The sequence below is a fragment of the Streptomyces sp. NPDC002144 genome, assembly GCF_053593695.1.
Map to the genome: position 1 here is coordinate 147,722 of NZ_JBSFDB010000014.1, position 23,258 is coordinate 170,979.

Genomic DNA, 23,258 nt, shown 5'->3' on the forward strand with positions numbered 1-23,258 from the left:
CCCCGCCCACCTACTGATTGGAAGGCACGACCATGGCGGGACCCGTCCTGGAAATGCGCTCTATCGTCAAGACCTTTCCCGGCGTCAAGGCGCTGTCGGACGTCACGCTGACCGTCCGTCAGGGCGAGGTCCACGCCATCTGCGGGGAGAACGGCGCCGGCAAGTCCACCCTGATGAAGGTGCTCTCCGGCGTCCATCCGCACGGCTCCTACGAGGGCGAGATCCTCTTCGAGGGGGAGGTCTGCGAGTTCAGGGACATCCGGGCCAGTGAGCACCGGGGCATCGTGATCATCCACCAGGAGCTGGCGCTGTCGCCGTACCTCTCCCTGGCGGAGAACATCTTCCTCGGCAACGAGCACGCCAAGGGCGGGTTCATCGACTGGCGGGAGACCCTGCGGCACGCCACCGAACTGCTGCGCCGGGTCGGTCTTGAGGACCACCCGGAGACCCGCGTCGCCGACATCGGCGTGGGCAAGCAGCAGCTGGTGGAGATCGCGAAGGCGCTGTCGAAGAAGGTCAAGCTGCTCATCCTGGATGAGCCGACCGCGGCCCTGAACGACGAGGACAGCGACAAACTCCTCAATCTCATCCTGGAGTTGAAGAACCAGGGCATCACCTCGATCATCATCTCCCACAAGCTCAACGAGATCCGCAAGGTGGCCGACTCGGTGACCATCCTGCGCGACGGGCGGTCCATCGAGACGCTCGACGTGAAGGCGGCGGAGACCACCGAGGACCGGATCATCTCCGGCATGGTCGGCCGCGACCTCGACCACCGCTTCCCCGAGCGCACCCCGCACGAGGCGGCGGACCCGAAGGCGGCGCCCGCGCTGGAGATCCGCAACTGGACCGTGCACCACCCCATCGACCAGCAGCGCAAGGTGGTCGACGACGTCTCGATCAACGTGCGCCGCGGGGAGATCGTGGGCATCGCGGGCCTGATGGGCGCAGGGCGCACCGAACTGGCGATGAGCGTGTTCGGGCGCACCTACGGCCGGTACGCGGGCGGCACGGTCCTCAAGGACGGCACGGAGATCCGTACCAAGACCGTCTCGGAGGCGGTCGACAACGGCATCGCGTACGTCACCGAGGACCGCAAGCACTACGGCCTCAACCTCATCGACACCATCAACCGCAACATCTCGCTGACCGCGCTCACCAAGGTCGCCAAGCGGGGCGTGGTCGACGAGCACGAGGAGCGGCAGGTCGCCGAGGGCTTCCGCAAGTCCATGAACATCAAGGCGCCGACCGTCTTCGAGCCGGTGGGCAAGCTGTCCGGCGGCAACCAGCAGAAGGTCGTCCTCAGCAAGTGGATCTTCGCGGGTCCGGACGTGCTGATCCTGGACGAGCCCACGCGCGGTATCGACGTGGGCGCCAAGTACGAGATCTACACGGTCATCGACCAGCTGGCCGCCCAGGGCAAGGCGGTCGTCTTCATCTCCTCCGAACTGCCCGAGCTGCTCGGCATGTGCGACCGCATCTACACGATGGCCGCCGGGCGGCTGACGGGTGAGGTTCCGCGGGCCGAGGCCACGCAGGAAGTGCTGATGCGCCACATGACAAAGGACAAAGAGGTATCGCGATGAGCACGGACGTCACCGACAAGGTCTCGGCGGCCCCGCCGCCGGGCAAGGGCGGCTCGGGCGACGGCACGGGCCTGGTGCAGCTGGTGCTGGGCGGGCTGCGCCGCAACATGCGCCAGTACGGCATGCTGATCGCGCTGGGCCTGATCGTCGTCCTCTTCCAGGTCTGGACCGGCGGCGACCTGCTGCTGCCGCGCAACGTCTCCAACCTGGTGCTGCAGAACAGCTACATCCTGATCCTGGCGATCGGCATGATGCTGGTCATCATCGCCGGGCACATCGACCTCTCGGTCGGCTCACTGACCGCGTTCGTGGGCGCGTTCGCCGCCGTGCTGACGGTCAGTCACGGGGTGGCGTGGCCGGTCGCGTTGGTGCTGTGCCTGCTGATGGGCGCGGTGGCCGGTGCCGTACAGGGCGTGCTGATCGCCTACTTCGGCATACCGTCCTTCATCGTCACACTCGCCGGCATGCTGCTCTTCCGCGGTCTGACGGAGATCCTGCTCAAGGGCCAGACCCTCGGCCCGTTCCCGAACGGTCTGCAGAAGCTCGGCAACGGCTTCCTGCCGGCGGTCGGCCCGAACACCAACTACCACAACATCACGCTGCTGCTCGGCCTGGTGCTGATCGTGGCCGTGGTGTGGCAGGAGGTCCGTGACCGGCGCCGGCAGGCGGAGTTCTCCCTCGAGGTGGTGCCCAGGAACCTCTTCCTGCTCAAGCTGGTCGCCATCGTCGCCGCGATCCTCGCCCTGACCATGCTGCTCGCCAGCTACAACGGCGCCCCGATCATCCTGATCGTGCTCGGTGTGCTGGTGGTCGGCTACGGCTACGTCATGCGCAACGCGGTCTTCGGCCGGCACATCTACGCGATCGGCGGCAACCTGCCGGCCGCGAAGCTGTCCGGCGTCAAGGACAAGAAGGTCACCTTCTACGTCTTCCTGAACATGGGCGTGCTCGCGGCCCTGGCGGGTCTGGTGGTCGCCTCCCGTCTGAACGCGGCCTCGCCGAAGGCGGGCCTGAACTTCGAACTCGAGGCGATCGCCTCGTCGTTCATCGGTGGCGCCTCCATGAGCGGCGGTGTGGGAACCGTCCTCGGTGCGATCATCGGTGGTCTCGTCCTCGGTGTGCTGAACAACGGCATGAACCTCCTCGGCGTCGGCACCGACTGGCAACAGGTCATCAAGGGCCTCGCCCTGCTGGCCGCGGTCGGCTTCGACGTCTGGAACAAGCGCAAGTCCGGTTCGTAAGTCAGTTCGGGCCCCGCCCGAAGCGGCGGGGCTCCACCCTTTCAAGGGAGCCGCACATGGAACTGAACAGACGCACGGTCATCGCAGGAGCCGCGGCGGCGGGCCTCGCCGCCACCACCCTCGGAGCGGGTACGGCCGAGGCAGCCCCGGGAGGCAGGAAGAAGCCGGTGAAGGAGCTCTTCGGCAAGCTCGCCGACGGCACGAAGGTCTACCTCTGGTCGCTGGAGAACGGCGGGACGCGGCTGCGGGTCCTCAACTGGGGCGGTGTGGTCCAGGGGCTGGAGATCCCGGACCGGCACGGTCACCACGCCAACGTCTCCCTCGGCTTCGACAACATCGAGGACTACGTCGCGAAGACGCCGTACTTCGGTGCCCTGATCGGCCGGTACGGCAACCGCATCGACAAGGGCAAGTTCACCCTGGACGGCAAGAGCTACCAGCTGTCCGTGAACGACGGCGTCAACCACCTGCACGGCGGCACCCAGGGCTTCGACAAGCACATCTGGGACGTCGAGCCGTTCACCAAGGGCTCCGACGTCGGCCTCCACCTGCACTACACCAGCATCGACGGCGAGATGGGCTACCCGGGCACGCTCCGGGCGAAGGTGACGTACACCCTCACCCGGCACGGCGACTGGCGCATCGACTACGAGGCCACCACCGACAAGGCCACCGTCGTCAACCTGACCAGCCACGTCTACTGGAACCTGGCCGGCGAGGGCAGCGGCACGATCGAGAACCACGAGCTCACGATCGCGGCCTCCCGCTACACGCCCACCGACTCCGGCCTGATCCCGACCGGCGAGCTGGCGAAGGTCGCCGGCACCCCGTTCGACTTCCGCAAGACCAAGACGATCGGCCGCGACATCCGCGCCGGCCACGTCCAGCAGGTGCAGGCCAAGGGCTTCGACCACAACTGGGTCCTGGACAAGGGGATCACGTCCAGGCCCGAGCACGTGGCGACGCTGCGCGACCCGCGCTCCGGCCGCACCCTGAGGATCGCCACCGACCAGCCGGGCCTGCAGTTCTACTCCGGCAACTTCCTCGACGGCACCCTCACCGGCACCGGCGGCCACACCTACCGCCAGGGCGATGCCCTGTGCCTGGAGACGCAGCACTTCCCGGACTCGCCGAACCACCCGAACTTCCCGTCGACGGTGCTGCGCCCGGGGCAGACATACCGGACGTCGACGGTCCACTCGTTCGGCGTGTGACGGAGGGCACCGGGCCGGGGACGCAGAACAGGAAGGTCCGGTTCCCGAAGTCACACTAGTTTCACATCCGTTGAACGGCGCCTCTGGCGACTCCGTATCCATGGGTGGCCCGCGCTCCCCCGCGCGGGCCACCTGACACGACGGGCCCGGTCGTCCCCACCGGGCCCGCCCCATACGGAGGTTCCATGGCCGACAACGTCACCTCGCTGTTCCGCAGCAACGCGGCACACAGCCCGTCGATGGCGGCGCTGACGCGTGAGGGCGGCGACGGGACCGGCCCGGTGGACTTCTGCATTCCCTGCAATCCGTACTTCCCCACCCCGGCGATGTTCGAGGAGATGGCGGCGCGGCTGCGCGAGATCGTCACCTACTACCCGAGCAGCGCCGACACCATCACGTCCGAACTGTGCGAGCTGCTGCAACTTCCGCCGCAGTGCGTGGCCATGGGCAACGGCTCGACCGAGCTGATCACCTGGATCGACCACCTGCTGGTCCGTGAGTCCCTCGCCATCCCCGTCCCCACCTTCGGCCGCTGGACCGACCAGCCCATGGAGACCGGCAAGCGGGTCGACATGTTCCCGCTGCAGGAATCCAACGGCTTCGCCCTGGACCTCGCCCAGTACGCCGAGTTCATCCGCAAGCGCGGCACCCGGGTCGCGGTGATCTGCAACCCGAACAACCCCGACGGCGGCTTTCTGCAGAAGCAGCGGCTGGTGCAGTTCATGGACGCAATGGCCGACCTCGACCTGATCGTCGTCGACGAGTCGTTCCTGGAGTTCGCGGACGCGGAGACCGAGCCGTCGGTCGTCCAGGAGGCCATGCTCAGGCCCAATGTGATCGTCCTGCGCAGCCTCGGCAAGAACTTCGGTCTGCACGGCATACGCTTCGGCTACCTCGTCGCCAACCCGGCGCTGGCCGGGCGGGTCCGCTCCATGCTGCCGAAGTGGAACCTCAACGCCTTCGCCGAGCACGTGGTGTTCATGCTCAAGGAGCACGGCGCGGAGTACGCGCAGAGCCTCCAGCAGATCCGCCGGGACCGTCTGGACATGGCCGGCCAGCTGTCCTCGCTCCCCGGCCTGACCGTCTACCCCTCCCAGGGCAACTTCCTCTTCGTGCGCCTGCCCGTCGGCGCCGAGGGGACCGTGGTCCGGGACCGGATGCTCACCGAGCACCGGATCCTGGTCCGTGAATGCGGCAACAAGATCGGTTCGTCCAGCCGCTTCCTGAGACTCGTGGTGCGCCCCCAGGTGGACGTGCGTCGCCTGGTGTCCGGCCTGGAACAGGTGCTCTACGGGACCAGGAGGGGAGCTGCCGTACCCGAGCTGAGCGCAGGGACCAGCTACAGCTCGGGTACGGCGGCCGTGGACCGCCTCGTCAGCGCGACCAACGGGGCGGGCATGCAGGGACTCGCGGCGATGGCCGCCGGCGGTTCGGGGGGTGGGGGTTCGCTCGGCGGGGGTTCGGTCGGCGGGGCCGGGATGCCGATGCCGGCGGTCGCGGCGGCGGCGCCCGTGCAGGGCGGGAGTGTCGGGGGCGGAATGCCCATGCCGGCGGCGGCGCAGATGCCTGCCGCCACTCAGACGCCCGCCGCTCAGATGCCGTCGGTCGCCCAGATGCCGTCGGTCGCCCAGATGCCGGTTCCGCAGCCCGCTCCGGTGCCGGCGCCGATGCCCATGCAGGCTCCGGCACCCATGCCCGCCCCGGCGCCCATACCGGCCCCTGCACCCCTGCCGACCCCGGTACCGGCGCCCGCGCCGATGGCTCCCGCCGCCGCGATGCCCTCCGGGCTGACGCCGCCGGGCGTTCCGGCGCGTGGCGGACTCACGGCGGCCCAGGTTCGCGGGATGACCGCGCCGGGCCTCGCGCCGGCACCGGCCACCGGGTGGCCGAACGCGCAGAGCTGGCCCAACGCGGCGGGGGCCTAGGCGCGCACGGGCGGCCGCGGGTTCGTTGGGGCTTGTCGCGCAGTTCCCCGCGCCCCTTGTGGGGCGCCCGAGCGCACGGCGTTCAGCAGCGAGGCCCCCAGTGGCAGCTCATGGCGTGCCGTGAGGTCGAAGCCCGTCTCCTCCAGCAACCGGCGGTAGTGGGACTCGGTGCGCTCTCTGCCGCCCACGTTGCACAGCATGTGGACGTCCCAGGCCACCGCCGGTGAAGGGATGCCGGGACGCATCGCCTCCGCGCACCGCCGCAGGATCGTGGCGCACCGCTCGTCGTCCCAGTCGTGCAGGACCCGGGACAGGAGGTAGACGTCGCCGCCGTCCGGGACGGCCTCGGTGAAGTCCCCTGCGACGAAGGCGCACCGGCCGTCCAGGCCCGCCCCCAACTGCTCCAGCCGGGCCGCCTCCAGGGCCTCCGGCCGTTCCAGAAGGACGCCCTCCAGGTGGTCGTGGGCCCGCAGCACCCGGGCGAGCAGCGCGCCGTTGCCGCCGCCGACGTCGACCACACGCCGCACCCCGGAGAAGTCCACGAGCGAGGGCACCGGCGTGAACATCTCGGCACTCGCGGCCATCGCCCGGTGGAAGAGCACGCTCAGGTGCCCGGAACGCATAGGCTCCGCGCCATGACCGAATCCCACAGACCCGTTGGCCCCGTTGCTCTCAAAGCGCCCCGCGTACTTGCCCGTTCGACGCAGGGAGCGATAGTCGCGGCGGCCGCCGTCGAGGTGCTGCGGGCCCTGACACTCAGAGCGCACCGCCTGCATCCCGCCGACACCACGTCGGGCAGGGCGGCCCTCGTCTCGATGGTGTCCGCCTACGCCATGACGGTGGCCGCGGCCCTGTTCCTGGTGTGGTTCCACCGGTGCCGCCGGAACGCCCGGGTCATCACCCCCGGCGCGGATCTCGGATCCGATGTGTGGGCCGTGGTCGCGTGGCTCATCCCCCTGGTCAACGCCTGGTTCCCGCGCGGACTGCTTCTCTCGGCACGGCGAGCGAGCAGTGCGGACCCCGCGTCGGCGGGCCGTGACGACGCGCTGGTGAACGCCTGGTGGGTGGCGTGGGCGGGGCATCTCGTGATCGCCGCGATCGGGCTCTCCGGAACCTCACTTGCCGTCCTCGTGATCTCGCAGGCGCTCAACCTCACCGCCGCGGCACTGGTCATCGTCGTCATCCATCGCGTCACGGCCACGCAGACCCACTCGCTCGCCACCCCGCGCATCGACGTCATGCCTGCGGTCTGATCCGCCCCGAGGGCAGGTCGACCTCGACCCGCACGGTCTTCCCCATCGGCTCGCGATCCACCACCTCCCAGCGGTCGGCGAGCGCGTCGACGAGGACGAGGCCGCGGCCGTGGTCGTCGAGGGGGTCGGGCGGCCGTACATCACCGGGCTTCGGGGGCCGGGGCTCGGTGCGGGTGTCGGTGACCTCGATACGGACGCTGCCCGTCGGGAGGGACAGCCGCAGCTCGAAGTCCCGCCCGGGGACGCGGCCGTGGGTCACCGCGTTGGCGGCCAGCTCGGCCACGATCACCGCGACGGCCTCGGAGACGTCACTGCCGTGCGGGACGCCCCAGGCGTGCAGCTGATTCAGGGCGAGGTGCCGGGCGAGTCGGGCGCCGCGCGGGGTGGAGCTGAGGCGCTGCGTGAACACACGTACGGTAATCGGCGGTTGGGGAGTGATCGGTGCGGTCATGGGCCCAATCTGGCGTCCCCACAAGGCCCTTCACCAGGGCATGCGCGCGTACGCTGCCGCAGCGTACGCGGCTACGGACTGGACAGTACATGTGACGGGCCGTGACCATGGGCGCGGGAGGTGACCGGCCGTGGTCGATGGTGGCGGTGAGCCGGAGTCGTCGGACAGCATGCGGACCTTCGGGGCCGTGCATCAGGCGTTGCGGGAACACGCGGGGATCAGCAGGGAGGAGTACGCCGACCTGGTCCGCTTCTCCAAGCACACGGTGGCGTCGGTGGAGTTGGGCCGCCGCATGCCGGACACGGCGTTCGTGGAACGGGCGGAGGAACTGCTGGGCAACACGGGCGCGCTGCGAAAGGCGCTGCCGACGCTGGCCCGGCAGCCGGGGTTGGCGGCTTGGTTTCGGCGGTGGGCGCGGCTGGAGGCGACCGCGATCACCCTCTACACCTACGAATGCCGGTTGATCCCAGGGCTGTTGCAGACCGAGGCGTACGCGCGAACGCTGTTCACCAACCAGCTTCCACCGCTGGACGACGAGCAGATCGAGGCCCAGTGGATCGCACGGGCCGAGCGTCAACGCCTGCTTCAGGAGCGGCCGAACACGGCGTTCGGCTTCATCCTGGAGGAGCACCTGTTCCAGCGGCGGACCGGCGGTACAGAGGTCACGCGTGAACTCATCGACCACGTGCTGGAGATCGCGGATCTGCGGAACGTGGAGATCCAGATCATGCCGACGCTGCAGGAGACACACGCCGGGCTGGACGGTCCGGTGCAGTTGCTGGAGACGCCGGAGAACCAGTGGTTCGCCTACTGCGAGGGCCAGCGAGGCGGCCTGCTCATCTCCGAGCCGAAAGAGATCAGCGTCCTCCAACGGCGGTATGCCAGGATGCGGTCACAGGCTCTCACTCTCACGGACTCGGTGAGCCTGTTGCAGCGGATGCGAGGGGACCTATGACCACCGGCGAACTCTCCTGGTTCAAGTCGAGCTACAGCAGCGGCGGGGACGGCGACTGCGTCGAGGTCGCCATAACCCCCGCCACCATCCACGTCCGGGACTCGAAGAACCGCCGGGGCCCACACCTCGCCCTGTCGCGGGAGGTGTGGGCCGGTTTCGCGGCGTACGTCAGGACGTCGGGCACGTCTTCCACGCCATGTGGTAGATCGTGCTGATGTCCCCGTCGGTCGAGTCCATCGTCATGAAGCTGACCTTGCCCGGGTTCGCCGTCCCAGCGTTCACTCTCAGCTCGGTGTTGATGTTGAAGTTGCGCTGAACTCCGCAGGGTGCCCAGACCAGTTGGGCCCAGTCGGTGGAGTCGGTGGCCTGCCAGTCGTCGTTGTACGAGCCGCTGAAGGGATGGGTCTTGGGCACCGTGTTCGAGGAGCCCTGGAAGTAGTACGAGGCCTTCTGCGTCGCGGACGCGCCCGGCTGGAGCGAGAGGAAGCCCCGGTAGTCGGCGCTGGCGATCGCGTAGGTGAAGCCCTGCGGGACGTGGACGATCAGGTTGAGCTGGCAGTTCTTGCGGAAGGCCGTGGGGTCTGAGTTGCCGCCGGCCTGGGCGAGGTACTGGCTGTAGGTGACCGTGAAGGCCGTGTTGTCCGGGGAGACGGCGACGGCGGCCGTGCCCTGGGGGCAGCCGGAGCCGTTCACCGTCGCCACGTCGATGACGATCTTGTCCGGGGGCGGGTTGTCGAACACGGGGGACGAGTTGTGCGTGGGCAGTGCGGTGGTGAGGAGAGCGGCTACGGCGCCGCTCAGCAGGAGTCCACCAGGCATGGTCTCTCCGGTTCTGTGAGTGGGGGGTGGCACGCCCCCGCACCTTTGAAGAAACCGTGAGCTTTCTGTGAAGGCCGGAGGCGATCCGCATCGTAGGGACGCGAACATGACATGGACAGGACGAACTCCGGCCATTCACAGAAGGGAATTTCACACAGCCGAGGCCCTACGGGTTCTCCCAGGCCGCCGGCTCCGCCGCCAGCGCGCGCACCGGTTCCGGCAGGGCGTCCGCCGCGATGTCGGCGATGGTGACGCCCTCCAGGATGCGGCGGACATTGGCGCGCAGGGCGATCCACAGGGGGAGCAGGGGCTGGGCCGAACCGGTGTACTCCAGGCCCGTGGGCCGCTCCCCGCGCACGGAGACGATCGGCCCGTCCACCGCCCGGATGACGTCCGCGACCGTGATCTTCCCGGCCTCCCGCGCCAGCCGGTAACCGCCGCCGCCCCCGCGCCGGCTGTCGACGATGCCGGCGCGCCGCAGATCGCCGAGGATCCCCTCCAGGAACTTGTGCGGGATCTCCTGCGTGGCGGCGATGGCCTCCGCCTTCACCGAACCGCCGTCCTGCCGCACGGCCAGTTCAAGAACCGCCCGTACCGCGTAATCCGCCCGCGCCGAGATCCTCATACGACCATTCTGCCGGTCCGGCCGTACACAATGATCCCGCACGCGCCCGCCGACGTACCGGCACGACGGGAGGCTCCGATGGGGCTCAGCAGACGTACCTTCACCGCGCTCGCCGGCACCACGGCGCTCGGCCTGACCCTCGGCGGCAGCGCCGCCGCGACCTGCGCCTACGCCGCACCCACTACGCCCACGGGGCCCGCGCCCGCGCCGCCCGCGCCGGACGGCGAGGAGCACACGGTCGGCTTCGACCGCTACTCCCTGATCGTCGACGGCCGCCGCCTGGTCGTCTGGTCCGGCGAGATGCACCCCTTCCGGCTGCCGAGCCCCTCCCTGTGGCGGGACGTCCTGCAGAAGATGCGCGCCCACGGCTACAACGCGGTCAGCGTCTACGTGTCCTGGAACTACCACTCCCCCGCCCCGGGCCGGTACGACTTCACCGGCGTCCGCGACCTCGACCTGTTCCTGCGCACGGCCGCCGAGACCGGCCTGTACGTCATCCTCCGCCCCGGCCCCTACATCAACGCCGAGATCGACGCCGGCGGCTTCCCCGGCTGGCTGACCGCCACCAAGGGCACGGCACGCACCGCCGACCCCACCTATCTCTCCCACGTCGACGAATGGCTGACGCACGTCGACGCCATCGCCGCCCGGCACCTCTACACCGACGGCGGCGGCACGATCCTGCTCTACCAGATCGAGAACGAGTACGACGCCCACCCGCAGGACGCGACGGGCCGTGCCTACATGGCCCACCTCTACGAGAAGGTGCGCTCGGACGGCATCGACGTCCCCCTCTTCCACAACGACAAGGGCCGCAACGGATATTGGATCCCCGGCTCCTTCGACACCGGCGGCGAGCAGGGGCGTTGGCTGTACGGCTTCGACGGGTACCCGTCTCCCACCCAAGTGCCGCCGGACTGGGGGCACTTCGGGGTCGGCGGGGTGAAGGGCGGGGCGACGGCGAGTCCGAGGACCCCCGGTTTCATGCCCGAGTTCGGCGGCGGCTGGTTCGACCCGTGGGGCGGGGTCTGGTTCGACCGGAAGGGGTACGCGGAGTCGCGGCGGCAGCGGGACGCGGCGTACGAGCGGCGCTTCTACCTCACCAACCTCGCCAACGGCATCACCCTGCACAACGTCTACATGACCTTCGGCGGCACCTCCTGGGGCTGGCTGCCCGCGCCGGTCGTCTACACCTCGTACGACTACGGGGCCGCCTTCGACGAGGGCCGGCAGCCCACCGCCAAGCTCGTCCCCATGCACCAGCTCGGCCATCTGCTGCACCACGTCCCCGACTTCGCCAAACTGGACCGCGCGGCGGACGTCACGGCGGCCGGGCTGAAGGCGTACCACCTGGCCAACCAGGACACCGGCGCCGACGTGTACGTCCTGCGCAACGACGGTACGGAGCCGGTCACCTCGACCGTCCCCGGCACGGACGTCCCCGTCACCGTCCCGGCGCAGGACGCGCGGCTGCTCGCCGCCGGGATCGAGCTCGGGCAGCGGAAGATGCGGTACTCCAACGCCCAGCCCATGCTCACCCTCAGCGCCGGCCGCCAGGAGATCGCCGTGCTCACCGGGCGGCCGGGCGAGATGACGGTGACCGCGCTGGAGTGCCCGCTGCGGCCCACGGTGCGGGTGCTGGCCGGCGGCGCGACCCACACGTACGCCGACGGTCTGCTGCGGATCGAGGCCCGACTCGACGGGCTGACCCGCGTGTCGGTCTCCGGCGGCGGCACCTCCACCCCGCTCCTGCTGCTCCTCGCCGACGACGACACCTCGCTGCGCCTGTTCCCGTACGACACCCCGTCCGGCCCGGTGCTGGTGTACGGTCCCGCGCTGCTGCGGACGGCGCAGGTGAGCGGGAAGGCGGTACGGCTGACCGGGGACACCGTCCGAGCGGCCGAGCTGGAGGTGTGGGGGCCGCGCGGGATCGGTGAAGTGAGCTGGAACCGGGCGAAGTTGGCGGTGCGGTCGACGTCCTCCGGCAGCCTCCGGGCAACGCGGTCGCTGCCCGGTGCGGGGACCGTGGCCCTGCCCGCGCTGAGCGGATGGCGGCGCAGGACGGAGAACCCCGAGTCCGCCGCCGGCTTCGACGACTCCGCCTGGCAGGTCGCCCGGAAGACGTCCTCGTACAGCACGACACCCGTCCCGGAGGGACAGCCCGTCCTCTTCGCCGACGACTACGGCTTCCACTACGGCGACGTCTGGTACCGCGGGCACTTCACGGGCGCTCTGGGCGCGCGGTCCGTGTCGCTCGCCTACGGCGCCGGCACCCAGGGGCTGCTGATGGCCTGGCTGGACGGGCGGGCGCTGGGCACGCACCGGATGCCGGTGCCGGACAACGCCAGTGTCCGACAAGGGAGTTGGACGGCCACGGCGGAGTTCGCCGTACCGGAGGGGCTGCGTACGGGCGGCTCGCATGTGCTGTCCGTCCTCGTCCGGCGGATGCAGCACGACCAGGACGGCAAGGCAAAAGACACGCACAAGGCGGCCCGCGGACTGATCTCGGTGACCTTCGACGGGGCCGCCCCCGAGGTGAGGTGGCGGCTGCAGGGTGAGAGGCCGGTCGATCCGGTGCGCGGGCCGCAGAACAGCGGTGGGCTGCACGGGGAGCGGCACGGGTGGCATCTGCCGGGGTTCGGCGACGGCGGCTGGGAGCCGGTGACCTTGCCGCGGGCCGATCGCCGACAGGGGGTGACCTGGTACCGGACGGGTTTCAAGCTCGCGGTCACCCCCGGGACGGACGCCTCGATCGGGCTGGTCCTGGACGACGACCCGGCCCGCGCCTACCGCGTCCAGATCTTCCTCAACGGCTGGAACATGGGCCAGTACATCAACGACGTGGGTCCGCAGCACACCTTCGTCCTGCCGAACGGGATTCTGCGCACACGTGGTTCCAACACCATCGCACTCGCCGTACTGTCCGACGGGACCACGCTGTCCGGCCCGTCCGAGGTACGGCTGACGCTGCTGGGAGCGGCGGCGGGCGGGGTACCGGTGGCGCCGGTGTGACAGGAATGCCCGCCAGGGCATGACCCGAGAAGGGGGAACATCGTGCGAAGACGGCGTTTCATCAGCGGATTAGTGGGAGCCGGGGCCGGACTGGGGCTGGCCCCGGCGAGTGCGCACGCGGCCACCCAGGACAGCGGGGACTCGACCGGCGCGGGCATGACCGGCGGTACGCGTTCGGCGACCGCCGGGGCGCCCCATGACTGGCAGGCCGTGCCGGCCCCCGACTGCACGCCCGCCGCCCAGCTCCTCGGCGTCGCGGCCGCGGGCCCCGACCTCGCCTGGGCGGTCGGCGAGGAGGGCCGCAACGGCAGCACCCTGGGCAGGCCCCTCTCCCTCGTCTGGGACGGCACGAGCTGGACCAGGCTCGACCTCGCCCACCTGGGCTTCGGCGGCGCGCTGCGCTCCGTGGCCGGCACGGCGTGCCAGGCCTGGGCCGTGGGCTCCGGCGCGCACCTCCTGCGCTGGGACGGCAGCACCTGGCGGGAGGCCGACTTCCCGGGCCGCTCGGCCTCCGGCACCACGCTCACCGGCGTCGCGGTCGACGCCGACGACGGCGTGTGGGTCTGCGGCCGCGGCAGCGGCGGCTCGGTACTGCTGCACGGCGTCGACGGCACCTGGTCCTGGATCGCGCCCCCGCCGAGCGCGACCACCGCCACCCCGTCCGGTGTCCGCGTCACCGCCTCCGGCGAGGTCTGGGTCTACGACAGCGCCCTGGTCGCCCGCTGGGACGGGACGGCCTGGACCGAGCTGACCGCGCCCGGCGGCCTGCGCCCCGCCGTCACCGGCCTGCTCCCGGTCGCCGCCGACGACATCTGGCTGACCGGCTTCGACTACGGGGTCGGCGGCCCGCCCGGCAAGCCCCCGGGCGTCACCCTCAAGCACTGGGACGGCACCGCGTGGACGGCCGTCACCGCCCCGTTCACCGTCGGCATGCTCACCGGGATCGTCGACGACGGACAGGGCGGTCCGGACCGTATCGCCGGCTGGGACTTCTGGGACCAGACCAGGGCGCACTACCTGCGCTGGGACGGCGGGAGCTGGGTGAGCGAGCGCGGCCCGACCGCCACGACACCCGTACTGACCGAGGCCCTCGCGTCCGTGCCGGGCACGGGCGGCTACTGGTCGGTCGGGACGACGTCCTCGTCCCCGTACCCGCCCGCGCAGGCGCACATCGAGCGGTAGGGCGTCTCAGGCCAGCCGGATCACGTTCCACGACAGCGGTTCCAGTACGGCGTCGAGGGTGCCGCCCTGAAGCCTGGTGCCCTCGACGCCGTGCGGGAGGACCCGCTCGGGCTCGGCGAGCGTGTTGCGGGCGTCCGGGTCGGCGTCGGACAGGACGCTGTGCTCGACCACGGACGTCAGGTCCAGGCCGTTGAGGGCGACTTCGAGCGGCAGCGCCTCGGTCCGGCTGCGGTTGACGGCGAAGACGGTGACGGTGCCGTCCTCGGCGCGCACGGCGGTGGCGTGCAGCAGGTCGGCCTCGCCGTACTTCTTCGTCTCGTACGTCGGTGAGTCCACCCGCACGTCGAGGACCTGGCCGCGGCCGTACCGGGAGGCCTGGGCGAAGGGGAAGAAGGTCGTCTGCCGCCAGGCGGGGCCGCCGGGCTCGGTCATGATCGGGGCGATGACGTTGACGAGCTGGGCGAGGCAGGCGACGGTGACGCGGTCCGCGTGCCGCAGCAGCGCGATGAGGAGCGAGCCGAAGACGACGGCGTCCAGGACGCTGTAGTTGTCCTCCAGCAGACGGGGGGCCTCGGGCCAGTCGTGCTGCTCGAAGGTCTTGGCGTGCTCCTCCCACTCGGGCAGGTACCAGACGTTCCACTCGTCGAAGGAGAGGTTGATCTTCTTCTTCGACTTCAGCCGGGCGCCCACGTGGTCGGCGGTGGCGACCACGTTGTCGATGAAGGACTCCATGTCCACGGCGGAGGCGAGGAAGGAGTCGACGTCCCCGTCCTCGGGCCAGTAGTAGGCGTGCAGGGAGACATAGTCGACGAGGTCGTACGTCTCCTTCAGGACCGTCGCCTCCCACTCGGCGAAGGTCGGCATGGACTGGCTGGAGGAGCCGCAGGCGACGAGTTCGACCTTCGGGTCGATCTGGCGCATCGCGCGGGCCGTCTCGGCGGCGATCCGGCCGTACTCCTCGGCGGTCTTGTGGCCGGTCTGCCAGGGGCCGTCCATCTCGTTGCCCAGGCACCACAGCCGGATGCCGAAGGGGTCCTTGTCGCCGTGGGAGACACGAAGGTCGGACAGGGCCGTGCCCTCGGGGTGGTTGGCGTACTCCTGGAGTTCGAGCGCCTCGGCGACTCCCCGCGTGCCGAGGTTGATCGCCATCATGGGTTCGGCCTGGGGGCCGACCTTGCGCAGGAAGTCGATGTACTCGGAGAGGCCGAAACGGTTGGTCTCGGTGGAGTGCCAGGCGAGGTCGAGGCGGCGGGGGCGGTCCGCCGCGGGGCCGACGGAGTCCTCCCACTTGTAGCCCGAGACGAAGTTGCCGCCGGGATAGCGGATGGCGGTGACCCCGAGCTCACGGACCAGCGCGAGGACGTCCTGGCGCAGCCCCTTGTCGTCGGCGGTGGGGTGGTCCGGTTCGAAGACGCCGGTGTAGACACAGCGGCCGAGGTGTTCGACGAACGAGCCGAAGAGTCGGGGATCGACCTCGCCGACGGTGAAGGCCGGGTCGAGGGTGAAGCGGGCGGTGCTCTTGCTCATGGGAGCCTTTCCAACGGGGGCTGGTGCGTTCGACATTCCGGCTTCCGGTCGTAACTTCGAACGTGACGGTAGATAGGAAGCGCTTCCTGGTCAATGCCTTGCACGGGACTTTCCGGCCACGGGAGTCGTTCCGGGTTGAACGACGGCGTGGTGTCGGGCAGCCTGCTGTGCGGCGGCGAGAGGGGGGAGCCATGGACATCGCGGGCGCGCGGAGGAAGGCGGCCCGGCTCGCCGCCGGGCTGCGACGCTCGCGGCGGGTCTCCGGGATGCGGGAGTTGACCGCGGAGCTCTGTGCGGCGGTACGGGCCCGGCCGTGTCCACCGGCCGACGCGGCGGAGCTGTGCCGGGCGCTGTGCGAGGCGATGAGCCTGCGACGCGGAGGGCGGCCGCTGGAGCTGCGCTTCGAGCGCTTCCCCGACGAGCTCGAAGTCACCGGACTGTGGGTGGAGTTCCAGGACTTCGACCTGGTGATCGTCGAGGAGCGGGCCGAGGCGGTGCAGCGACTGGTCGTGCTGGGCCACGAGTTCTGGCATCTGCACGCCGGGCACAGCCATCACCATGTCGCCGGGACGGCCCTGGCGGGGCGGCGCGACTGGTCCGACACGGCGCTGTCGGTGGCGGCGCGCGACGGCTCCCGGGCGGCCGACGAGGCGGAGGCCGACGACTTCGGGCACCGGCTCGCGGCGGCGTTCCGGCCCTTCCTGTCCGGGCCGGTGGCCGACGCCCCGCTGGACCCCGTGCACCGGTCGCTGGGCTACCGGGGGCGCGGGGGGACGACGCGGTGAGCGCCGCCCTCCTCCAACTGGCCTTCTCCCCGGCGGCTTTCGTCAACGAGTTCTATCCGTCCTTCTGGTGGATCCCGGCAGGTGTCCTGACGGCCGCGCTGGCGATCAAGCTGCCGACGATCGTCCGGCTGTGGGGCGACCCGCTGCTCCGCGCGGTCGGCGGTGTACTGCTGCTGGCCTGCGCGGTGTTCGTGTTCGTGGCCCCGTCGACGATCGCCCGGGTCAACCGGGTCACGGGCGTGCCGAACATCTCGGCGCCGTGGGTGTACTCGCTGCTGACCGCCTTCTGCGGTTCCTGCCTGCTGCTGATCATCGCCTGGCGCAACGGGCTGGCGGACCGCTCCGCGGCGACGGTACGGGCGGTGCGGTGGGTGATCGCGGGCACGTTCACGGTGATCGCCGCGCTGTGGGTGCTGTTCGCGCTCGCGGACGCGCCGGTGGAGAGGCTGCGGGACCTCGACACGTACTACGCCAACACGCCGTACATGCGCGAGATGATCCTGCTGTACCTCTCCGCGCAGGCGCTGGCCACCGTGATCACCTCGGCACTGATCTGGAACTGGGTGCGCACGGACGGGCTGGACGCGTGGCTGCGCTGGGGGCTGCAGTTCCTCGGCGCCGGGTACGCGACCCAACTCTCCTTCTACGCGGTCAAGTTGCCCGCGGTGATCGCCCGCCTCAGCGGACATCGCCTGGACTGGCTGAGTACGGCCGTGGCACCGCCGCTCGCCTGTCTGTCCGCGATCCTCATAGCGGTCGGCTTCATCCTTCCGCACGCGGGCCAGTACCTGCACGACCGCTGGCGCGTCCGCCTCGCCCACCACCGGCTGCGCCCGCTGTACCTGCTGATGCGCACGGTCAACGGCACCGGAGTCACCTTCCTCCTCCGCGCGACACCGGAGCTGCGGCTCATCCGCCGCGAGACGTTCATCCGCGACGTCCTGCTCCCGCTCGCCCGTCACATCGACGAGGACCGCCGGCAACGGATGTACGAGGCGGCGCTCGCCCTGGGCCACGATCCGGACCGGGCGAGGGCGCTCGCCGCCGCCCTGGCCATCCAGGACGCGATCGCCGGGCGCCACCGGCCGCCCCACCCCACCGCCCGGTCCGCCACGCCGGACACGACGGACCTCCTGCGCGAGATCGGCCCCATCTCCCACGCCCTCCGGCACCCGGAGGCACTGCTGGCGGTACGGGCGGGGGTGGGGGAGCGGGAGAAGGCGCGGAGGTGATTCGCTGTCGGTGCTGTCGGTGCTGTCGGTGCTGTCGGTGCTGTCGGTCAGCCGGCGAAGGCCGGTTGAGGGAGGCCCTTGCCTGCGCCCGGTACCACCAGCAGGGAGCCGGAGAGCGGGAGCGGGGCCCTCAGGCCGGTGCGGGCCGTGGTGATGTAGAGGTCGGTCAGGTCGGGGCCGCCGAAGGCGCAGGCCGTGGGGCGTGGGGCCGGCAGCTCGAGGACGCGGTCCAGATCACCTGCGGGCGTGTAGCGCCGTACCGCTCCTCCGTCCCACAGCGCGACCCACACGCAGCCGTCCGCGTCCACCGTCAGCCCGTCCGGGAAGCCGGCGCCGTCCTCGACCTCGGCGAGCGGGCGCCGGTTGCCGACCCGTCCCTCGCCGTCGTACTCGAAGACGTCGATACGACGGGTCGGCGAGTCGATGTAGTACATGAGCCGCCCGTCGGGGCTCCACCCGGTGCCGTTGCTGACGGCGACGTCGTCGAGGACGGTCCCCGCGGTCCCCTCGCCGGTGAAACGGGCCAGCGTGCCGCCCCCCGGCGCCTCGTCGTAGCGCATGGTGCCGGCCCACAGCGAGCCGTCGGGCGCGACGGCGGCGTCGTTGCCGCGGCGGCCCGGGACGGGTTCGTGGTGCAGCCAGCGGAAGGCGCCGTCCGGGTCGACCAGCCCCACCCCGTCCCGGAGGTTCAGCACGAGCCCGCCGCCGGCGCGCGGCTTGGCGGCGCCGACGTGCTGCTCGGTGACACGGACCGTGCGCCGCCCGGACCCGGGTTCATAGGTGTGCACGCGACTGCCGAGAATGTCGACCCAGATCAGCCGTCCGCCCTGGGTGTCCCAGGTGGGCCCCTCTCCCAGCTCGGCCTCGGCCCGGACGGCGACCTCGTACCCGTACCTCATACGACACTCCGGTGTCCGAGCCGCTCCGACAGTTCGGCGGCACCCTTGGCGGCCAGCTGCTCCAGCTCGGCGCGGCGCTCGTCGCTCCAGCGGATCATGGGGACGGAGATGGACAGCGCGGCGACGACCTGCCCCGCACGGTCCTTCACGGGCGCCGCCACGCAGCTGACGTCCGGGTTGGACTCCCGGTTCTCCACCGCGAGGCCACGCTGCCGGATCTGGGCGAGGGTCTCGCGCAGGGCGCCCGGGTCGGTGATGCTGTTGGGAGTCATCGCGACAAGCCTGGCGTCGTCCGGGATGCGCGCGGAGAGTTCCTGCTCCGGAAGGGAGGCCAGCAGCATCTTCCCGACGGACGTGCAGTGGGCGGGCAGCCGGCGGCCGGCGGCGGACACCATGCGCACCGCGTGCGTGGAGTCCACCTTGGCGATGTAGATGACGTCGGTGCCCTCGAGGATCGCCACGTGCACGGTCTCGTCGCAGGTCTCGGCTACGGACCGGGCGACCTGCTGCCCCTCGGCGGCCAGGTCCAGCTGCTCGGCGTAACGGCTGCCGAGCTGGTACGGCCGTACGCCGAGCCGGTAGCGTCCGGGCTGACCCGGGACCTGGACGATGTACGACCGGGCGGCGAGCGTGGTGACCAGCTCGTGCACGGTGGTGCGCGGCAGCTGCAGCTTGCGCACGATGTCGGGGGCGGAGAGCGTCCCGTCCCCGTCGAGGAAGAGCTCGAGAATGTCGAGAGCTCGGGTCACGGCAGGTACCAGGCGTCCCACAACCGGCCCCCTCCCTTGATTATCTGGGCGTCTGCGTTCGAAATTTCAACAGACGATCGGCATGACGAACACAGGCTAACGATGCGCGTTTGCCCGGGCAATGGTTCTGCGCTTCCGTTTGGCCGGTCCATGCCCGAACCTGTACCGGTGAGCGAGCTGAGTGAGGGGTCGGGGGACGGGCCCGTGCTGGTGACCGGTGGCAGTGGGTTCGTCGGGAGTCATCTGGTGCGGCGGCTGCTGGAGCGTGGGTATCGCGTTCGGGCCACCGTTCGCAGCGTCGGCAACGGGGCCAAGGTTGCGCCGTTGCGGGCCATGCAGGACGTTCATCCCGGGCGGCTCGAGCTGTTCGAGGCCGATCTGCTGGTCGAGGGGGACTTCGACGAGGCCATGAAGGGGTGCGAGGTCGTGTTCCATGTGGCCTCGCCCTTCTTCATGCCGGAGAAGATCAAGGACGGGCAGCGGGACATGGTCGAGCCCGCGCTGAGCGGCACGCGGAACGTCGTCGGGAGTGTGGAGCGGACGCCGAGTGTGCGGCGGCTGGTGTTCACCTCCACCGTCGGTGCGATCTTCGGGGACTACGCGGACGTGCTGGAGATGGAGGGGCGGGTGTTGAGGGAAAGCTGCTTCAACACCACCAGCACCGTGGAGAACAACCCGTACCACTACGCCAAGACCGTCGCGGAGCAGGCCGCCTGGGAGGCCGAGAAGCGGCAGGACCGGTGGCGCATGGTCGCCGTCAACCCGGGACTGGTGCTCGGGCCCTCGCTCACCCCCGCCTCCGAGTCCGGCAGCCTCTTCCTCCTGGAGGAGCTGTTCAAGGGGTACTTCTTCTACGGCGCCCCCGACTTCAGCTTCACCACGGCCGACGTACGGGACGTGGCGGACGCGCACATCGCCGCGGCCGAGGTGGCCGAGGCGCACGGCCGGTACATCGTCGCCGCCGAGGAGATGACCTCCTTCCACGACATGGCCCGGATCATCCGGGGGCGGTATCCGAAGGACCTGCGGCTGCCCCGAACCCGCCTCCCGCACTGGCCCGTTCGCGTGCTCGGTCCCGCCTTCGGGCTGACCCAGGACTACATCCGCAAGCACCTCGGGATCAGGTTCCGGGTCGACAACAGCCGCAGTGTCCGGGAGTTGGGGATCAGCTACCGGCCGATCGAGGAGACCGTGCTGGACCACTACGAGGCGTGGCGCGGGCAGCGGTAGGGGGCGGCGGCTACCGCCGTCCCGTCTCCCCCAGCACCCCCCTCAACCTCTGCGCCCTCAGCACCAGTTCCAGCTCGAAGCGGCGGTCCGGGTCGTCGATCTCGTCGCCCCACAACTCGCGGATCTGCCGCAGGCGATAGCGCACCGTCTGCGGATGGACGCCGAGGCGGGCCGCCACCTCCGGCGCCCCGCCCCGCGTCTCCAGCCACGCCAGTAACGTCTCCGCCAGCCGGCGGCCGTGCGTGGGACCGCAGTGGGCCAGGGGGGCCAGGCAGCGAAGGGCCAGGTCGTCGATCAGTTCCTCGGGCTGCAGGAGCACCAGCGCCTCGGTGTGTTCCGTGCAGTACAGGACGTCCCCGGCCGGCAGCAGCCGCCGTTCCATCAGCCGTACGGCCGCCTCGGCCCACCGCAGTGACTTCGCCGCGTCGGCCAGGGGGACGGGCGGGCCGATCGCCCCGGACCAGCCGGTCAGCGCGCGGTGCAGAAGCTCGGAGCGGCCGGCCGCGTCCGGTTCGGGCACGACCATACGGGGCTGCTCGTACTCCATGTCGAGCAGCACCCCCTGCCCGACGGCGGGCGCGACCGCCTCCCGGGCCGGGCGGAGCAGGACGCCCACGGCGACCTTGCGGGGCAGGGGCCAGCCGACCCGAGCGGCACGCTCGGTCAGCGCGTCGGCCGTGTCGCCCCGGTGGTGCTCGGCCAACAGCAGTTCCATCAGGCGGCGTTGGAGACGCAGCCGTTCCCCGGCCTGTCTGGCCGCCGCTTCCGCGTAGCCCCGTACCGACTGGTCGACCAGGCCGTCGAGGTACTCGTAGCCCGCGTCGACCAGTTCGTACATCGCGGGCGGCGGGATCTCGACGCGCTGGCCGATCTCGGCGAAACGGCGCCAGGCGAGGCGTACGCCCATGCGGTAGATCGCCTGCAGCGAGTCGAGGCTGCGCCCGTGCAGGCCCTCGCCCCTGCCGAACTCCTGGAAGACGCCCGGCGGGACGGTCGGGCGGCCCTCCGAGGTCTCCAGGTGCTGGACGAAGACCTCGATGGCGCGGCGGATGCCGACCAGGGCCATCGGTTCGCCCGACTCGTCCAGGACGACGGGCAGATGCGGGTACTCGCGGCGGATCTCGCGCAGGATCTCCTCGGCGAGTGCGGGTGCCTCCGCCATGGCGATGGCGGCGAACCGGCGGACCTGGAGGCGGGGGACGTCGTGCCAGGCCGAGCGGGTGGTGGTGGCGGGTGAGCGGGCCGGCCCCACCGGTCAACTCCCTTGCCCGGCTTGCTCGTAGGTGATCAAGGGAGTGTTGGGCTGGTCGGGCGTGGCGTCGAGCAGGGCGACGATGCCGAGGGCGGCGCCCACGGCGAGGGCCGCGGCGGCCACGAGGGTCAGCGCGACGGCGAGCAGTCTGGACATCGCAGGGTCAGCCTCTCTGTCCGAAAGGTCGTCCCCACCCGGTGGTCCCACCCCTGCCTGTCGGCCCAGTCTCGACAAGCATTGACACCCCGTCAAGAGGCGCCTACGGTCTGCGGCCCATAGAGCGGCCCGAACTCCGTCAACCTTTCGCCCCTGGAGTATCCGGATGCGCCGTACAGCCTCACCCCTCTCTCTGATTCTGCTGGGAATCGGCACGTTTCTGCTGGTCCTGGCTCCGATGCTGGTCTGGTACGTCGAGCCGCGGGCCGCCGTGAACCCGATCGACATCGACACGACCGCCGTGTACCGCGGCACCGGCAGCTACTTCGACACGGACGAGATCAAGACCGTGCACGACCAGCGGATCACCGTCACCCAGCAGGTGCGCGGCAACGTCGCGGACAGCGAGAAGAGCGGCGACGCGGTGTGGGACGTGACGACGACCGTCGACACCGACAAGTCGCTGCCGGCCGCCGATCCGCACGACGCGCTGGAGTTCTTCCTCAACCGGTGGGTGACCGACCGGCGGACGAACCAGCCCGTGCACTGCTGCAAGGAGAATCCCTACTTCGAGGGCGACGCCTATCTCAAGTTCCCCTTCGACGTGCACAAACGGTCCTACACCTGGTGGGACAACTCGCTCGGCGACACCGTGGTGCTGCACTACCGGGGTACGAAGAAGGTCCAGGGGTACACGGGTTACCGGTTCACCGGGACCGTCGTGCCCACGAAGATCGGGACGCGGCTGGTGCCGGGCACGATCGTCGGCCAGAAGAACAAACCGCAGGTCCTGGCCGAGGAGTGGTACGCCAACCACGGCATCGAGCTGGTCGTCGACCAGCGCACCGGCCGGGTGCTGTACGCCCAGGTCGGCCCGCGCCGGACCCTGCGCGCGCCCGGCTCGAAGAAGGACGCCGTCGTCCTGCTCGACAGCCGGAAACTGGGGTTCACCACGCAGACGCAGAAGTCCCAGGTGAAACTCGCGAAGAAGGAGAGCGGTCAACTGCGCATGGTGGGTGAGACGTTGCCGATCGGTGCGGCTGTGGCCGGATTCGTACTGGCGGCGATTGGTGGTGCTCTGGTGGTACGAGGACGCAAGCGCCCCGAGTCGCCCGATTCATCCGCACCTCAGCTCACGATGTGACATGACGTCAGTTCTAATAAA

At 70.4% G+C, this 23,258-nt stretch carries 22 protein-coding genes; 13 read left to right on the forward strand and 9 right to left on the reverse strand.

Features of this window, described 5'->3' with window-relative positions; all coding sequences use genetic code 11:
- The first annotated feature begins 32 nt into the window (after nucleotides 1-32).
- The 4 genes from mmsA to ACWCQ1_RS22535 all read left to right on the forward strand — a co-directional run bounded on the left by mmsA (nucleotide 33) and on the right by ACWCQ1_RS22535 (nucleotide 5,966).
- The gene (gene mmsA / locus ACWCQ1_RS22520; RefSeq protein ID WP_133041224.1) at nucleotides 33-1,586 is read left to right on the forward strand and encodes a multiple monosaccharide ABC transporter ATP-binding protein; all 1,554 of its coding nucleotides are present in this window, start codon (nucleotides 33-35) and stop codon (nucleotides 1,584-1,586) included.
- Nucleotides 1,583-2,827: a multiple monosaccharide ABC transporter permease gene (gene mmsB, locus ACWCQ1_RS22525; RefSeq protein ID WP_133041223.1), complete on the forward strand. Its 1,245-nt coding sequence runs from the start codon at nucleotides 1,583-1,585 to the stop codon at nucleotides 2,825-2,827. The genes mmsA and mmsB overlap by 4 nt, the downstream gene beginning before the upstream one ends.
- Nucleotides 2,828-2,883: 56 nt before the next feature.
- On the forward strand, nucleotides 2,884-4,041 hold the full coding sequence (locus ACWCQ1_RS22530) for an aldose epimerase family protein (protein WP_358593535.1): 1,158 nt from the start codon (nucleotides 2,884-2,886) through the stop codon (nucleotides 4,039-4,041).
- A gap of 185 nt (nucleotides 4,042-4,226) precedes the next feature.
- The gene (locus ACWCQ1_RS22535) at nucleotides 4,227-5,966 is read left to right on the forward strand and encodes a pyridoxal phosphate-dependent aminotransferase (protein WP_451027200.1); all 1,740 of its coding nucleotides are present in this window, start codon (nucleotides 4,227-4,229) and stop codon (nucleotides 5,964-5,966) included.
- Here ACWCQ1_RS22535 and ACWCQ1_RS22540 read toward each other — a convergent pair.
- A complete protein-coding gene (locus ACWCQ1_RS22540; protein ID WP_451027201.1) occupies nucleotides 5,963-6,589 on the reverse strand; it encodes a methyltransferase in 627 nt (208 codons plus the stop codon). The two genes, ACWCQ1_RS22535 and ACWCQ1_RS22540, sit on opposite strands and share 4 nt — an antisense overlap.
- 12 nt (nucleotides 6,590-6,601) lie before the next feature.
- Between ACWCQ1_RS22540 and ACWCQ1_RS22545 the strand changes: the two genes are divergently transcribed.
- The gene (locus ACWCQ1_RS22545) at nucleotides 6,602-7,219 is read left to right on the forward strand and encodes a DUF4328 domain-containing protein (RefSeq protein WP_451027202.1); all 618 of its coding nucleotides are present in this window, start codon (nucleotides 6,602-6,604) and stop codon (nucleotides 7,217-7,219) included.
- Here ACWCQ1_RS22545 and ACWCQ1_RS22550 read toward each other — a convergent pair.
- Nucleotides 7,203-7,670: an ATP-binding protein gene (locus ACWCQ1_RS22550; protein WP_451027203.1), complete on the reverse strand. Its 468-nt coding sequence runs from the start codon at nucleotides 7,668-7,670 to the stop codon at nucleotides 7,203-7,205. The two genes, ACWCQ1_RS22545 and ACWCQ1_RS22550, sit on opposite strands and share 17 nt — an antisense overlap.
- A 169-nt stretch (nucleotides 7,671-7,839) precedes the next feature.
- On the opposite strand from ACWCQ1_RS22550, the gene ACWCQ1_RS22555 reads away from it, so the two are divergent.
- Together ACWCQ1_RS22555 and ACWCQ1_RS22560 are read left to right on the forward strand one after the other, a co-directional pair.
- Nucleotides 7,840-8,625, forward strand: a complete 786-nt coding sequence (locus ACWCQ1_RS22555) for a helix-turn-helix domain-containing protein (RefSeq protein WP_451027237.1) — start codon at nucleotides 7,840-7,842, stop codon at nucleotides 8,623-8,625.
- The gene (locus tag ACWCQ1_RS22560; protein ID WP_133041217.1) at nucleotides 8,622-8,840 is read left to right on the forward strand and encodes a DUF397 domain-containing protein; all 219 of its coding nucleotides are present in this window, start codon (nucleotides 8,622-8,624) and stop codon (nucleotides 8,838-8,840) included. The genes ACWCQ1_RS22555 and ACWCQ1_RS22560 overlap by 4 nt, the downstream gene beginning before the upstream one ends.
- Here the strand turns inward: ACWCQ1_RS22560 and ACWCQ1_RS22565 are convergent.
- The gene (locus ACWCQ1_RS22565) at nucleotides 8,794-9,444 is read right to left on the reverse strand and encodes a DUF4360 domain-containing protein (RefSeq protein WP_133041216.1); all 651 of its coding nucleotides are present in this window, start codon (nucleotides 9,442-9,444) and stop codon (nucleotides 8,794-8,796) included. The two genes, ACWCQ1_RS22560 and ACWCQ1_RS22565, sit on opposite strands and share 47 nt — an antisense overlap.
- A 166-nt stretch (nucleotides 9,445-9,610) precedes the next feature.
- Nucleotides 9,611-10,069: an RrF2 family transcriptional regulator gene (locus tag ACWCQ1_RS22570; RefSeq protein ID WP_133041215.1), complete on the reverse strand. Its 459-nt coding sequence runs from the start codon at nucleotides 10,067-10,069 to the stop codon at nucleotides 9,611-9,613.
- A 78-nt stretch (nucleotides 10,070-10,147) separates the two neighbouring features.
- Between ACWCQ1_RS22570 and ACWCQ1_RS22575 the strand changes: the two genes are divergently transcribed.
- Entirely contained in the window at nucleotides 10,148-13,081 is a 2,934-nt protein-coding gene (locus ACWCQ1_RS22575) for a beta-galactosidase (RefSeq protein WP_451027204.1), read from the forward strand.
- 42 nt (nucleotides 13,082-13,123) lie between these two features.
- Nucleotides 13,124-14,263 carry a WD40/YVTN/BNR-like repeat-containing protein gene (locus tag ACWCQ1_RS22580; RefSeq protein WP_451027205.1) on the forward strand — a complete coding sequence of 380 codons (1,140 nt, stop codon included), beginning with the start codon at nucleotides 13,124-13,126 and terminating at the stop codon, nucleotides 14,261-14,263.
- 6 nt (nucleotides 14,264-14,269) lie between these two features.
- Here ACWCQ1_RS22580 and arfA read toward each other — a convergent pair whose 3' ends face one another.
- The gene (gene arfA / locus ACWCQ1_RS22585) at nucleotides 14,270-15,790 is read right to left on the reverse strand and encodes an arabinosylfuranosidase ArfA (RefSeq protein WP_133041212.1); all 1,521 of its coding nucleotides are present in this window, start codon (nucleotides 15,788-15,790) and stop codon (nucleotides 14,270-14,272) included.
- A 191-nt stretch (nucleotides 15,791-15,981) separates the two neighbouring features.
- Between arfA and ACWCQ1_RS22590 the strand changes: the two genes are divergently transcribed.
- Both ACWCQ1_RS22590 and ACWCQ1_RS22595 read left to right on the forward strand, forming a co-directional pair.
- Nucleotides 15,982-16,575, forward strand: coding sequence for a toxin-antitoxin system, toxin component family protein (locus ACWCQ1_RS22590; RefSeq protein ID WP_451027206.1), 594 nt, complete (start codon nucleotides 15,982-15,984; stop codon nucleotides 16,573-16,575).
- Nucleotides 16,572-17,807: a DUF6545 domain-containing protein gene (locus ACWCQ1_RS22595; RefSeq protein WP_451027207.1), complete on the forward strand. Its 1,236-nt coding sequence runs from the start codon at nucleotides 16,572-16,574 to the stop codon at nucleotides 17,805-17,807. Before ACWCQ1_RS22590 ends, ACWCQ1_RS22595 begins: the two co-directional genes overlap by 4 nt.
- 47 nt (nucleotides 17,808-17,854) lie before the next feature.
- On the opposite strand, the gene ACWCQ1_RS22600 is transcribed toward ACWCQ1_RS22595, so the two are convergent.
- Together ACWCQ1_RS22600 and ACWCQ1_RS22605 are read right to left on the reverse strand one after the other, a co-directional pair.
- On the reverse strand, nucleotides 17,855-18,706 hold the full coding sequence (locus ACWCQ1_RS22600) for an SMP-30/gluconolactonase/LRE family protein (protein WP_358593525.1): 852 nt from the start codon (nucleotides 18,704-18,706) through the stop codon (nucleotides 17,855-17,857).
- On the reverse strand, nucleotides 18,703-19,476 hold the full coding sequence (locus ACWCQ1_RS22605; RefSeq protein ID WP_358593524.1) for an IclR family transcriptional regulator: 774 nt from the start codon (nucleotides 19,474-19,476) through the stop codon (nucleotides 18,703-18,705). Before ACWCQ1_RS22605 ends, ACWCQ1_RS22600 begins: the two co-directional genes overlap by 4 nt.
- Before the next feature lie 147 nt (nucleotides 19,477-19,623).
- On the opposite strand from ACWCQ1_RS22605, the gene ACWCQ1_RS22610 reads away from it, so the two are divergent.
- On the forward strand, nucleotides 19,624-20,685 hold the full coding sequence (locus tag ACWCQ1_RS22610) for an NAD-dependent epimerase/dehydratase family protein (RefSeq protein ID WP_358593523.1): 1,062 nt from the start codon (nucleotides 19,624-19,626) through the stop codon (nucleotides 20,683-20,685).
- Nucleotides 20,686-20,695: 10 nt separating this feature from the next.
- Here ACWCQ1_RS22610 and ACWCQ1_RS22615 read toward each other — a convergent pair whose 3' ends face one another.
- Complete coding sequence (locus ACWCQ1_RS22615) at nucleotides 20,696-21,937, reverse strand: helix-turn-helix domain-containing protein (RefSeq protein WP_356763587.1); 1,242 nt, start codon at nucleotides 21,935-21,937, stop codon at nucleotides 20,696-20,698.
- 3 nt (nucleotides 21,938-21,940) lie between these two features.
- A complete protein-coding gene (locus ACWCQ1_RS22620; RefSeq protein WP_165954717.1) occupies nucleotides 21,941-22,093 on the reverse strand; it encodes a hypothetical protein in 153 nt (50 codons plus the stop codon).
- A gap of 166 nt (nucleotides 22,094-22,259) precedes the next feature.
- Here ACWCQ1_RS22620 and ACWCQ1_RS22625 point away from each other — a divergent pair, with 166 nt between their 5' ends.
- The gene (locus ACWCQ1_RS22625; RefSeq protein ID WP_133041205.1) at nucleotides 22,260-23,237 is read left to right on the forward strand and encodes a DUF3068 domain-containing protein; all 978 of its coding nucleotides are present in this window, start codon (nucleotides 22,260-22,262) and stop codon (nucleotides 23,235-23,237) included.
- Nucleotides 23,238-23,258: the final 21 nt, after the last annotated feature.

What these genes read in the sequence shown, in the direction of transcription:
- mmsA (WP_133041224.1), top strand. Translation starts at nt 33, where the DNA reads ATGGCGGGACCCGTCCTGGAAATGCGCTCTATCGTCAAGACCTTTCCC.
- mmsB (WP_133041223.1), top strand. Translation starts at nt 1,583, where the DNA reads ATGAGCACGGACGTCACCGACAAGGTCTCGGCGGCCCCGCCGCCGGGC.
- ACWCQ1_RS22530 (WP_358593535.1), top strand. Translation starts at nt 2,884, where the DNA reads ATGGAACTGAACAGACGCACGGTCATCGCAGGAGCCGCGGCGGCGGGC.
- ACWCQ1_RS22535 (WP_451027200.1), top strand. Translation starts at nt 4,227, where the DNA reads ATGGCCGACAACGTCACCTCGCTGTTCCGCAGCAACGCGGCACACAGC.
- ACWCQ1_RS22540 (WP_451027201.1), bottom strand. Translation starts at nt 6,589, where the DNA reads ATGCGTTCCGGGCACCTGAGCGTGCTCTTCCACCGGGCGATGGCCGCG.
- ACWCQ1_RS22545 (WP_451027202.1), top strand. Translation starts at nt 6,602, where the DNA reads ATGACCGAATCCCACAGACCCGTTGGCCCCGTTGCTCTCAAAGCGCCC.
- ACWCQ1_RS22550 (WP_451027203.1), bottom strand. Translation starts at nt 7,670, where the DNA reads ATGACCGCACCGATCACTCCCCAACCGCCGATTACCGTACGTGTGTTC.
- ACWCQ1_RS22555 (WP_451027237.1), top strand. Translation starts at nt 7,840, where the DNA reads ATGCGGACCTTCGGGGCCGTGCATCAGGCGTTGCGGGAACACGCGGGG.
- ACWCQ1_RS22560 (WP_133041217.1), top strand. Translation starts at nt 8,622, where the DNA reads ATGACCACCGGCGAACTCTCCTGGTTCAAGTCGAGCTACAGCAGCGGC.
- ACWCQ1_RS22565 (WP_133041216.1), bottom strand. Translation starts at nt 9,444, where the DNA reads ATGCCTGGTGGACTCCTGCTGAGCGGCGCCGTAGCCGCTCTCCTCACC.
- ACWCQ1_RS22570 (WP_133041215.1), bottom strand. Translation starts at nt 10,069, where the DNA reads ATGAGGATCTCGGCGCGGGCGGATTACGCGGTACGGGCGGTTCTTGAA.
- ACWCQ1_RS22575 (WP_451027204.1), top strand. Translation starts at nt 10,148, where the DNA reads ATGGGGCTCAGCAGACGTACCTTCACCGCGCTCGCCGGCACCACGGCG.
- arfA (WP_133041212.1), bottom strand. Translation starts at nt 15,790, where the DNA reads ATGAGCAAGAGCACCGCCCGCTTCACCCTCGACCCGGCCTTCACCGTC.
- ACWCQ1_RS22590 (WP_451027206.1), top strand. Translation starts at nt 15,982, where the DNA reads ATGGACATCGCGGGCGCGCGGAGGAAGGCGGCCCGGCTCGCCGCCGGG.
- ACWCQ1_RS22600 (WP_358593525.1), bottom strand. Translation starts at nt 18,706, where the DNA reads ATGAGGTACGGGTACGAGGTCGCCGTCCGGGCCGAGGCCGAGCTGGGA.
- ACWCQ1_RS22620 (WP_165954717.1), bottom strand. Translation starts at nt 22,093, where the DNA reads ATGTCCAGACTGCTCGCCGTCGCGCTGACCCTCGTGGCCGCCGCGGCC.
- ACWCQ1_RS22625 (WP_133041205.1), top strand. Translation starts at nt 22,260, where the DNA reads ATGCGCCGTACAGCCTCACCCCTCTCTCTGATTCTGCTGGGAATCGGC.